At 37.8% G+C, this 7372-nt stretch carries 5 protein-coding genes and 2 pseudogenes; 1 reads left to right on the forward strand and 6 read right to left on the reverse strand.

What is annotated here, in order from left to right; genetic code table 11:
- Positions 1-120 precede the first annotated feature (120 nt).
- The 6 genes and pseudogenes from V7097_RS19255 to V7097_RS19280 form a co-directional block, all read right to left on the reverse strand.
- Positions 121-416: pseudogene (locus V7097_RS19255) on the reverse strand (hypothetical protein); the annotation flags it as partial.
- Positions 417-487: 71 nt separating this feature from the next.
- On the reverse strand, positions 488-1237 hold the full coding sequence (locus tag V7097_RS19260; RefSeq protein ID WP_335705268.1) for a hypothetical protein: 750 nt from the start codon (positions 1235-1237) through the stop codon (positions 488-490).
- A gap of 53 nt (positions 1238-1290) precedes the next feature.
- Positions 1291-4941 carry a copper oxidase gene (locus V7097_RS19265; RefSeq protein ID WP_335705269.1) on the reverse strand — a complete coding sequence of 1217 codons (3651 nt, stop codon included), beginning with the start codon at positions 4939-4941 and terminating at the stop codon, positions 1291-1293.
- A 16-nt stretch (positions 4942-4957) separates the two neighbouring features.
- Positions 4958-5272, reverse strand: a complete 315-nt coding sequence (locus V7097_RS19270; RefSeq protein WP_335705270.1) for a hypothetical protein — start codon at positions 5270-5272, stop codon at positions 4958-4960.
- Positions 5273-5289: 17 nt separating this feature from the next.
- Positions 5290-5583, reverse strand: a complete 294-nt coding sequence (locus V7097_RS19275; RefSeq protein WP_335705271.1) for a hypothetical protein — start codon at positions 5581-5583, stop codon at positions 5290-5292.
- A 95-nt stretch (positions 5584-5678) separates the two neighbouring features.
- Complete coding sequence (locus tag V7097_RS19280; protein ID WP_335705272.1) at positions 5679-6431, reverse strand: hypothetical protein; 753 nt, start codon at positions 6429-6431, stop codon at positions 5679-5681.
- 208 nt (positions 6432-6639) lie between these two features.
- Here V7097_RS19280 and V7097_RS19285 point away from each other — a divergent pair.
- Positions 6640-7070: pseudogene (locus V7097_RS19285) on the forward strand (CotY/CotZ family spore coat protein).
- The last annotated feature ends 302 nt before the right edge of the window (positions 7071-7372 follow it).

Here is a 7372-nt window from a genome sequence, read left to right on the forward strand (position 1 = left end):
AAAAATCTATTTTTTGACCATTTCTTGCCTAAAGAAACATGCATTTGTACCTTTCGGAATGGCCTATAAACTAATAAGTTGTTATAAGTATCACGGGTTGGGCTAACGTTATGTATCCTTAAAGCCAGCATCCGCACCGTCCGATGTTAGTACATCATAATCCACTTCCTGAAAATGCATACCGGTTGAAAAAGGTAATTTATTTTCAAAAAAATCTCTACGATATCACCCACATTCGCACGAATGACAAGTGGCTGGACTAGGTCCACTGGAGTAAAAGGATTTTTACGAACAAGTTCCTTTACTTTTCGTTCATTTTCTTTTAAGACATACATATTTCCATCTGGATCATGCTCGCAGAAATTATTAACTACGATTCTGATTGGAATGGCGACGACATGATAGGGGCGTTTCATTCTTTTTCCTCCTTCGATTGATTCTAAAAAAGGCTATTTGATATAAAAGGCTGCACCATGGTGCAACCCTTTTAAGCTAGTACAGTGATAAAACAAATATTGTTAAGCGGAATTTCACGGTGATTATCTTTCATATTAATTGTGAGTGATTCCTCATGAAACTCACTAATTACTCCCACCATACTCTCACCATCAATATCAATTTCCACTTTTTTTCCAACGAGTACAAGAATATAGATTGTAAACCGGAGCCTAAAGAAAATTTGGATTAGCTCTGGAGAGGAAGCAACCTTTTCACCGAAGTTAAATGTAATGCCTCTTCTAAGACAAGGTTCGATATCAAGGAGTTGTGGCTTATCGATTGGTTCTGCAAAACGACCTTTATTCAATTTTATCAGTTTTATTTTTTCAAACTGGATGATGACCTCGCGATCATTCCTATTTCGAATAACAACAAAATCGAAACCAACGAGAAAAACTCTTCCTGTTCTGATAGTATTTTTTTCAGAATTTTGTTCTAAAGGATAGTCTATTTCGATACTTACTTTTTGACCTACAAGTCCATCAAACGCTCTTTGAAATATTTCATTTGGTTCTCTCTGCTCAGACAGTGCAAGATCAAGCAGAAAATTGTTTGCCAAAGCAATTCTTGCTTCTAACTCCTCCAGCTCGTCTAATGGTAAACAACTGTTTGGGGAAGGGAACTTTGGTTGCTTTTTTCGGCGTGGACAGCAATCCTCAGGGATACAAAAATCATCAGGAGCATTTGCTGGTACAAATTCAGGACAACGAAAATCTACACACTCATTTTTTTTTGTCAATTATGGTTTCACCACCTTGTTTAAAATGGGGGCTTTATGCCCCCGTATTTTTCCTAATTATTTAATGGAGGGAAATGTTTCTGTTGTTTATCGTGTACTCGAATAATCCCCCACATTCCTTGTTCAATATCCCAAAGCATGTTTCCTGAACGATACATATAGTCACCAGGGAATTTATATAATCCTCCTGCTCCATAAAATAACTCAAGATTCCTTGAGTTACCAATTACATTAAATCCGACAAACGATTCAACCCTTGATTCAATGTCTTTCACATCAAACCGGAAATAGTGACCGTGGATATGGAACGTATGCGAACGCCTTCTCTCTGCCGGAACGACCAGTCTAACAGTTACTGGATCCCCAGCATATGCTTCAAATACGGGAGTAGCTGGGTCACCAAATACGTCTGAGCTAAATAAATCATCTAAATCTGGATGCACGTTGAAACGATTAATGAGTCTTTCTGTCCGATAGTTAAATCCACGAGATCCCTCATCATACGTATCCACTTCAATTTCAGCATCTGGTGGTGGTAATAATACACCATCCGGTGGATCAAGAATAACTTCGTCAAATTTGTTTAAAAGTCTTACGCCATCATGCATTAATAAAGTAAATTCTCGTATTTCTGGTAGGAATGGATTTCGTAGAATTACATTGGCACCTGTTTGCACAGGCATTAACGAATAAGGATCCAAATATTCGGTTCCACGCGGTTCAGCAATAAATGCACCAAATGCGCCCTGTGAACGGTGGTTCCGAATATCAGCCATATCCCATATTGGACATACACCCACCTGAGAATCTACGTACCAGCGATACGTAATCGTTTCACCCGGTCCCACGGTTTGGTCTGGATTAAAACCAACAGTCTCCCCGCTAGAGGTCTTTACATCGTAATCTAGTAACTGGGGATGTAAGGAAATTCGTAGTGATGGTGGATAAAATGCCTGTACCTTTACGCGTGGATAAGGATAAATACCATCTTTAAATGGAAACTTTTCAAATTCTAATAAACTAGTAAGTGTAACTTCAATTAAATCTCCTTGGTTTCCACGAAGAATTAGTGGTTCTGGATTTTTCTTGCCAGATAAAATATCCTTCATATCTTCTTTTAACGCGAACACGATACCAAATGGATCATGGTCTCCAAATGAGTTATAAACTATATTTGTTTGAAATGCGACTACATCATACCGACGAATTGGTGCACTCTCTGGGACGATTTCTAGTATTCTGTCTTGCTCTTTTGGTGGACCCGGCGGGTTTCCAGTGCATTCCGGTAATGATTTTGTTCGTTTTGGCGGTGGCTCGCGATCTGGTAATGGGATTAAATCTTCTACTTCCTCATCAAAGGCGCGAATCAAACCCCATAATCCTAGCCAAAGATCTTCTTCGGTTTCAAATGTCCACAAATAGTCTCCTGATCTAGGAATAAAGGTTTCCATCGTAAATGACTCTGATATTCCGATATGCTGCTGGGAATCTAGTCTGGAATTTAAATCCCCACGTTCAAGAAGCCAGCGTAAACCGTGGACATTAAAACTATGTGATTCCTCCTGTGCACCTTGTAATAATCTGATACGGATTGGATCTCCCTCATATGCTTTGAAAATAGGTGTAACTGGATCACCTGCAACAAATGAACTAAAAGAATAAGCTGGATCATTATCTTTACCCAAACGAAATTGTAACGGCTCATTTTTATAGTTCACTCCAAACACACCTGGATCATCCTCCGAGCCTGGGAATGCAGCTGGTTCAAGTGGATTACCATTTTTGTCAAAAAGGAGAGAGAAATCCTGTGCGAACAATGCATAGTCTCGGTAGTCTGGAATCAGTGGGTTAATTGCTGTTACTTCAGTTCCACGTCTCGTCTGTTTACCTGTTTTGGAATCCAATACTTTTGTAAAACGCGGGTGTATAACTCCAGAACCAAAGATTCCGTGTTGTTGATGAGAATTAGGGAACAGATGGTCATGGATGAACCATGCTTTTAGTTCTACATCTGCAAAATATTCATAGCGAATTGTTTCATTAGGAAGCACGCCTGAATCGTAGTTCCAGCCAACATTTGCACCATCACATACAAGAACATCAAATTTAACAAAGTGGATGTGCATTCCGGTTTCATACGTTCTCGTAACGAGCTGGAAGGCATCCCCACCCAAAAGGTGTGGAAGACGATTTGTAAAATTAATTCGGAGACAGGTGTTTGCAGGGGCATGGAAGACGAGTGGTTCAGGTTCTTTTTTACCACTGCAAACATCATCAATATCCTCATCTAATATCATGATTCTGCCATTAGGATCATGCCAGCCTTGTCGGTTGTATATTATAGGTAATTCAATCATTGATACATTAAATTCTAAAATATTCGGATTTTTCAAACACGGATCAGCAAACACTGCCCCAGGTCTCGCATTTCGAACGGCTGCATTTTTCTCAAGCTTTGTCAGTTCCCTTCCGCCAACAATACCTAATGGTGGTCTTGGAGCTTTACACCCAACCTTCCCTGGAATAAAGTTTGGAAACCCTGGACGTTTCTTTGTTGGTTTTGGTGGTGCAGGTCGATCTGGCAATGGTTGAAGTGCAGCGATTGGAACGCCATTTGGATAGCATTGACTACCATCCTGTAACGTATTGAAAATCCGGTTCATTCCCCACATTCCCCCAGCAAAATGTGGATACAGGTGACAGTGAATAACGACATCGCCAAATGCTCCTTGAAGACTACCAAGACCGTATAATGGTTGAATATTATAATGTGATTGTGGACTTATCGCTTGCGCATCAAATATTTCTGAGTCTAAGTTTTTCGGGTCACTAAACCACTGATGGACATGATAATGGAATACATGAGTTTCCTTTTCACCACCGTGGATTAATCGAACCATCGCTGGGTCACCTACATATCCTCTTAATATCGGAGTAGCTGGGTCACCAAACACCCATGAGTCATGATGAACTTCTTCTCCTTCACAATCTGGACAAACCACTCCTTCTTCTATTAATCTTACACGGTTATATTCTGGTTCAAACCGATAATTAACTCCCTGAAAAGACTCTGCATCCTGATTCGTTACAGGATTAATTGGTCGGTTACCTGTTAAATCATCTACTTCTAACTCATCATGAAAAAACCAAGCATATTCTCGAAATGAAGGTAATAGAGAGTTGTGTACATCAGCATAAATACCACTATTCAAGGGACCTCCTGTAATAGGATCTGTCCATGTGGAACCTCGCTTTTCAACAAGTAATGCACCAAAAAGACCATGAATATTTGACCCATTTTCACCGCTTGACGGATTTCCTAAATCTGTAAATTTACTAATTCCCTCGATTGTTGTTTGTAGTCGATATAAAATGGTCTCTCCTGTTTGAACTGTTGTATCAGGATTAAAGCCAACATCTGCTCCATCTGACGTTAGGACATCATAATCAACATCTTGAAAGTGCATTCCTGTGGCAAATGGCATTTTATTTTCAAACAATATTTCTACTGTATCACCTGCATTTGCACGGATAACGAGAGGTTGCACAAGGTCTACTGTAGTGAAGGGATTCTTGCGAACAAGATCTTTAACCTTTGACTCGTTTTCTTTTAATACATACATATTTCCATCTGGATCATGCTCGCCGAAGTTATTCACAACGATACGAATCGGAATAGCGACGACATGATAAGAACGTTTCATTCATTCTCCTCCTTTTTTATGGAATGTCTTTTAATTCTGGAATTTGTGGACCATCTTCGCGCTCGATGAAAAAAACTTCAATATTATGAATGTGAATGTGCCAAATTCGATCTTCTAACTGGGCTACTTGTGTAGTTTCAACATCAATCTCGACAAGATCATCAATTACATCTAGAATCGTACCTATAAACAGAAATGGAAAAGCTGGTGATAAAATCAAAACTCTTTGACCTATTCCATCTTCAAAATGATCAACGATTGCTTGATCACGCATTACATTTATATCTGGAATAGACTCCTTTTTTTGCCTATTGTTATTACTTTTTGGCATCGTAAATTTCCTCCTTATTATGTTAATGGGAATACAGTATCACAATCAAAATCAGTAGTAAGAGCGACAATTTTTTCAATTGGAATACTTAGTGGTATTGGAAACTGAAAAAAAGGTGCATTAACCATTTTTATTGTTACAGGATTTAATGTAATATGGCCTCCTTCTACTTCTGCAATTGTTCCACAGAAAATCGGCCGAAACGTTTGACCAAGAATATTGAGCTGAGTTGATTCTGTAATAATGAGAATATCTTGACCAAGCATATCCTCTAAATCTCTAAAAAAATCTTCTCCATTTCCATTTTTCATTGAACTTCCTCCTTTGATTAAAGGTAATTATTGGTAATATATTCCATACAAGTATTCTTGCATAAGCAATCAAACTATTTTTTTCAATTAGGTCCCTATTTGAATAGTCTTATAAGAATTTGTAAGAATCGAAGGGTTTCAATATATAAGATTTCTTTCAAAGGGATTTCAATCTTCTTATTTAACAATGATAATGTTAAATTTTCATCGTTCGTATCCGTTATTTTCCCAGAAATACTCTCCTTTTCTAAAAATACTTCCACCCAGGAACCTTTCCAAGATTTTAAACTTGTTCGTAATGACTCCTCGTAAAATTGCTGAACTAGAGTATCCCTGGATGCAACTGTTGCTCCAAAATTTGTAATCAATTTTGTGCGTAAATCATTATCAAATAAATAATGCTGGTGTGAGTTCGAATAAGAAGGTATTCCATAAGGAATATTTGCCGAATCAATTGCTGTATATGGAATCCAAATACGGTCCTTTAAGTTTGTAATCATTACAAAATCTCTTCCAATCGCAGCAACTTTTCCTATTGTTAGCTTTGTTTGCTCACCTATTGCTGAATACACTTCAACCTGTTGATTTCGTTTCATTTTAAAAAACTTTTTTAATACTAAAATCTTTTTCTTATGGGGTTGGGATTTAGATGTGTTAAATAAGTTTTTTTGCATAATATGTTCCATTAATATTCTTGTTTCTTCTGTAGAAACTGCACTTGTTGGGGATGTTAGACCTATCCCTTTTGCGATATTTTCTTCATTAATTGGATCTCTTTTGATAACTTCTTTTTCTCTTTCTTCAAGTAATTTTTTTGTATATTCATCAAGACGAATATTATCTGTCATCTGACTCTCCCTCCTTTATGACAGACTGTTATTACATAAGGTATGCGGCTTCATAAAAATGGTATCAATAAAAGGAAAATATATCCAATCCCTGTGCGAACGCCCTTTCTTTTAAAGATAGACGACAGCCCATACATTATATATGTCTACTTCATACCTTATAAGAGACTAGATAAAGTCTAATTAATAATAAATAGATGAAATCTTTATGAGTCATAATGACAAAGACAGAAATTGCGTATGTGATGCTGTTGAATCTATTCTAGATGCTCAAGAAGCTGTTGAAGACAGATGTGCAACTTATTAGATCCTGTTGTGAAACCAGGCAGAGATACAAATCCTTTCCTTCTTTTCACTGAAAAAAATGTGATGTGTTCAGTGAATTCGGCAATGATGGGTTTACGACAAGATTGCCTCCGCAGCCCATTCTTCCGAGTAGAAAGTCTTCGTGGTTGCTGTGCTACTTTACCCGTGCTAGAACCAGACCGTGAAGTATGCCTGAAACTGGAGAATGCGATGTATGTGGAGCTCAGAAAAACTGACTTCTGTATCGAAGTTGACCTAAATTGCTACTGCGCAATCCAATGCTTATCCCCAGATTTGGTAGTTCGTGCGTTTTCAAAAGGCAGAGGAAACTAGCAAAAAAAAGGACTGCCATATTATTGAACTATGACCCGAATAATGGACACTTAATAAAAAGTGACCGTTATTCGGGTTTTTCTATGTCCTAAGTGAGAAAACCCGTTTATAATTAAAGAATTATTACGGACGGAGAATTTTACACTATGAGTAAACATTTATATACCCAATCTCAAATTGAAGAGCTAGAGAATAACCCTTACGTATTACGTGTATCGGAACGTTCAATTACTTATCATCCAGACTTTAAAATTAAAGCTGTAATGGAATATGAAAGCGGAAAGTCGCCCTCTCAGATTTTT

This window comes from Bacillus sp. JJ1562, assembly GCF_036962705.1.
Classification (GTDB): Bacteria; Bacillota; Bacilli; order Bacillales; family Bacillaceae_L; genus Ferdinandcohnia.